At 43.3% G+C, this 4,662-nt stretch carries 4 protein-coding genes; all 4 read left to right on the plus strand.

The window, feature by feature from the left end:
• The first annotated feature begins 144 nt into the window (after window positions 1-144).
• Window positions 145-798, plus strand: a complete 654-nt coding sequence (locus HMPREF9444_RS09085) for a hypothetical protein (RefSeq protein WP_009144132.1) — start codon at window positions 145-147, stop codon at window positions 796-798.
• Between the two features lie 44 nt (window positions 799-842).
• Window positions 843-3,455 (plus strand): autotransporter family protein, encoded by a 2,613-nt coding sequence (locus HMPREF9444_RS09090; protein WP_040909488.1) that lies wholly within the window; start codon window positions 843-845, stop codon window positions 3,453-3,455.
• A gap of 487 nt (window positions 3,456-3,942) precedes the next feature.
• A complete protein-coding gene (locus tag HMPREF9444_RS09095; RefSeq protein ID WP_148514431.1) occupies window positions 3,943-4,401 on the plus strand; it encodes a hypothetical protein in 459 nt (152 codons plus the stop codon).
• A complete protein-coding gene (tnpB, locus tag HMPREF9444_RS09100) occupies window positions 4,398-4,652 on the plus strand; it encodes an IS66 family insertion sequence element accessory protein TnpB (RefSeq protein WP_009144136.1) in 255 nt (84 codons plus the stop codon). Before HMPREF9444_RS09095 ends, tnpB begins: the two co-directional genes overlap by 4 nt.
• Window positions 4,653-4,662 lie beyond the last annotated feature (10 nt).

Below are 4,662 nucleotides of genomic sequence, written 5' to 3' on the forward strand. Positions count from 1 at the left end.
GCTATACTACAGAAAAAATCAGGCGATCCGGGTTTATTATGTAAAAGTATAGTGCCCTATTTTTGCCTTCTGGCTTAGGTGGAAATCACCATGATAAAAAAAATCTCCCCACACAGAAAATCTGGCAGCATCAGCTGTTGTCATATGACTTGGCAACGTACCGCTCTGAGCGTTGCTGTTTCCATGTTATGCACTTTGCCCCAGCAGCAAGCTGTAGCTTCATCGTCTTATTTTATCAATTATCAGAACAAGCCGATGTTTGAACTGCAAATACTAAATGCCGGTGAGACCTTGCAGGACCCGCCGGATATTTTTATGGATGAAGAGTTTGAAAGTCTTAGTACCGCTAAACGCAACATTACCGAACAGGAAATAAACAGTTTACTTCAAGCAGGATCTTTATGGGCTGAGATCCTTGGTCCCGGAACGATCAATACTACTCCCGTCAAAGTACAGGTTGTAGGTCTGGGTGAAGATTGCGAAAATGCTTCTGCTATATCTTTTCCCAATTTAAATGCTGCAGGTGATTTTGAAAAAGTGTTGGGGCCTACGGGGCAATTCACTATGAATGAACCAGCACAATTTCCTGCAAACGTAGTAATAGGTAAGGGACTTAATTTCAGCTATCCGAGTAATTGGTATACTTTACCAGATGGCGGTGGTTTTGATTTTGTTGCTACGGTAGCGCATGAGTTTGGGCATCTTTTAGGAATCAGTTTTTTCGAAAAATGCGATTTCAGTTTTAACAGTTTTCTTTATGATAATCGCGGGGTGCAATACACCCCCAAAAAATATTAGTTCGTTTTGATGGAAGTGCGAATGACTACGGAGAAAATGATTTCTTGGTAGGTTTAGGGTCACAGTCCGGAGTGTATTTTAAAGGCCGGCATGTAAGCGAAGTTTTAGCCGGATCAGGCCTTGAAGGTATTGCGATTAACGGTGCTGAATGGGACGGATCGGAGTGGTACTATGAGCTGTCGCATTTTGAGCTTGAACGTTCCATGATGAGCCATCAGAACTATCGTAACTATACCTTTTTTATGGAAGCTGAATTAGCAGCGATGCAGGATTTGGGTTATACCATTGATCGCAAAAATTTCTACGGCAGATCAATTTACGCAAATGGTCAGACTATCGTTAATACGCAGGGCTTTTATGCGCGTAATTCTGAGGGCAGTGCTTATCTGGAGGGAAAAGTTAATACTGCAACTTTAGGTACCGGACTGCACGTTTACGGTAAAAACAATAATATAACGCAAGCAGCCGATCTATTGGCAGGCGGTACTGGAGGAGTTGGTATGCGCGTGGACGGCAGTAACAACGTGCTTACCATAGCAGATGGGGTTCAGGTAAGGGCAGACGGGCTTAACGGCACCGGTGTACTATTTGCCTATGGAAGTAATCACAAGTTAAATGTGGGCGGTCTAATTACTGCTTTAGGTAAAAACGGTAAAGCTCTGTGCTTTGATTTTGGTGGGAATTTATTGGGAAATGAAACGGAGTACCGAGGCTCTTATATTTGGACCTGTGAATATGAAAATAAAGATATGTTTTCCGTTATTGATGAGAATACAGGTAAATTGAAGTATACAGAGTATGATGACAACGGTTTTGAGATCACTAACTATGGCGCCCTGATGAGTGAGGTGAATATCTCCGGAACAATTGCCGGATCTGCAGCGGCAGTATATATCTCCGATAATGCTTTAGTTCAGGAACTCAATGTACTGCCAGGTGCAAGTATAGTAGGAGATATAGTTTCTAAATGGGATCCTAATAATGACAATATTACCGATCGGGCAAAGAACAATGAAGAAATTGATCTCACTACTGCACTTAACTTTGGTGCTGCAGCCGGTGGTACATCGTATGCTGATCGAAAATTTGCCATGACATTGTATGGCTCAATTGACGGTTTTGACAGTTTTGATATGAGTCTTACCGACGGAGAGTTGACGGTTTTAGGTCATACGGAAACGGCCAGCCTGTACAATAACGGAGAATTGACCCTTTTAGGAAAAAACGAAGACGGTTATGTCTTAGAAACGCAGAAATTGACTTTAAGTGACAATAGTTTACTACGACTGCCGGCGTATGCGTTTGTGGATGCTTACAGCGCGGAGCTGGCCGGCAGCCTAGCCATGCTCATACCGCAGGATTATTATTCAAACGGAGATGAAAAGCAGATTTCTGTAACACTTAAATATGACAACTCTTCTGGTGATTTTAACATCACTAACCTTGAAGCCCTATCACCGACTTTAAGCATTAGAGACATAACTGCAAAGAGTCATTCTGGGACTGGTGAGACGAAATACTTTATGTCAGGGACAGTCTATCGCAACGCTGACGCCTATGCTCAGTATGCAGACAGTTTAGCTTCCGCCTCTGTAGGGTATGCTTTAGTGCATCTTGCAGATAGCGCTGATTCTCCCTACGCCGATCTTCTTTCTGCCCTAGATTTTTCCTCTCTGTCAGGCTGTTCCATCCGTAAGGCTTTGCATTCTGTCAGCGCTGAAAGTTATAGCGCGGCCGCGCAGGCTTCACTGCGTCAACTAAACGCTGAAAACCGAATGATGTTTTACCGTCAATGGGCCGAACCTATTGATAAAATTAACGGCACTAGAATCTATGGAGATCTGCTTTACGGTTCATATGACTCAGACGGTGCATCATGGGACAGTGACGGTTTTAGCGCAGTAGTCGGCGCTGATGCTAAATTATCCTCCGAATGGACAGCCGGAATCAATCTCACCCTAAGCTCATTAAACACTGATATTGGCGGTGATAATGACGCCGATGCAGATGCAACAAGCGTACTTTTAGGTATGAGAGCCTTATATCGTCCTGAGCTTGCTGGTTTTTATCTGCAGGGCAATTTGCGTGCCGGAATACAAAACGGAAAAATGGATCGTACGGTAAGTGTTAACGGATATCACGCTAAAATGGACAGTGACTGGCTGTCTTTCATCGGAACAGCACAGGCTGCAGTAGGCTATGATCTGTTATCTGCAGGCGACGGTTATAATTTCCGCACGGGACCTTTTGCAGGGGTGAACTATAGTCTAATTCGCATACCGGATATTGACGAAAGCGGCAGCGCTGCCATTGATGTTGACGGCACGACTTACGACAGTCTGCCGCTGGAATTGGGATGGCGCTTTAAGCTACAGCAGGAATTGAAATCAGGCAGTACTTTCGAGCTGTTTGCTGATGCTTCTTTCTTCTACGACGTTATGAATAACGAAGATCATACAGAAGCTGCATTTAAATATGCTTGTGCTCCGTCTTTTGATTCTGAATTAGAACATGATGGACGCAGTGGAGCTTATCTAAACTTAGGTGCACAGCTTAAGCTTGCAAACGGATTTTCTGCTGGACTTAGCTGCGGAGCTGAAACCGGTTCAGATCTTACCGGACTGAATATGTCCGCTGATTTTGCCTATCTTTTCTAAAAGATAAAAAACTGTATAGTTCATTGAGCAGCCTGATTTAGTGAACTAGGCTTTTTATTATTGTTCTTTTCTTCAGAAACTACTACTCTCTTGATAGTAAAATATCATTTGGCACCCGAGTTTAGTATCTGGAAAGTCAAAAAACGGCATAAAAATGCAGCTTTCATAATAATTTAATTTTTTCCGTGCGGGTTATGCCGTTTTGCCGTAGTTTTCGTGAGAGAGAAATTCGCTGACGGCGTTTAACGTAGAGTAAGCAGTCGGTATATACGTCATTGCCTGATAAAGCCGTCATAGCTAAAAATAAGGTGTTTTCTTTATTAAGGATCACCTGATGTTTATAAATCTTCCTGATGAGGTCAAATTAGCTATTACCAAAGCTTTGCGTGACGGCTGTTCAACTAATGATATTGCCCTACAATTTAATATGTCGTCTCATTATGCCCGTTGATGCCGTAACGCTTTTTGTCCGGATTTGGTAAAACCCGTGACAGTGCAATCTTATGCCGCCGTCTACAGACAATACTGTGATTTGCGCTATGAACTGCCGCGGATCCAAGATATCTGCAGGAATATAGGGATTAGTAATAATAGTTTGGTTTTGAGCCGTTTCTATTATGAATCCCAGTCCGAGCCGTGGCTTATAAAGTTTAATGCCCAAAACAATATTAAGACGGAGCGTCCGGTGTTATGTGAACCTGCCGTTGCTGAAGAGTCCTCTTTTGTTTCCAAGATAAAACTGAACGATTTGCCCGGTGAGGTCGTAACCATCTCCGAGCTTAAAAGCTCCGGGCAGGAATTAGAACTTACGACAGTGCATACCGTCGCTGCTGCCGGGCGGACCGAAGTAAAAGTGCAGATAAAAGGTTCAAAAATTGCCTTTGCCGTGGACAATGCGGCTTTAGTCTCCACAGTTGTCGGCATCATTAAAGGACTTTACGTATGATAGGCACAAGTAAAATCGTAATCGTCAGAAAAACCGTACCGGGAGTCTGGGGCATTCACAAACTTGCCGCCTTGGTTAAAGATAATTTTGTTATTGACCCAGGGGATGAACTCAGTGTGGTATTTGCCACTCATAATTACAAGAGACTTAAAGTGGTGACCGTGGATGCCACAGGAGTAGAGCTGCGTATCCGTATGTTGAATAAGGGACTGTTCCGTACTTTTGTTTTAAACCGTAACGCTAAAAATTAGGGAGGCGACA

This window comes from Succinatimonas hippei YIT 12066 (genome assembly GCF_000188195.1).
Lineage (GTDB): Bacteria > Pseudomonadota > Gammaproteobacteria > Enterobacterales > Succinivibrionaceae > Succinatimonas > Succinatimonas hippei.

Excerpts from the sequence above, each read along its gene's own strand:
- HMPREF9444_RS09085 (WP_009144132.1), top strand. The coding sequence starts at position 145 with ATGACTTGGCAACGTACCGCTCTGAGCGTTGCTGTTTCCATGTTATGC.
- tnpB (WP_009144136.1), top strand. The coding sequence starts at position 4,398 with ATGATAGGCACAAGTAAAATCGTAATCGTCAGAAAAACCGTACCGGGA.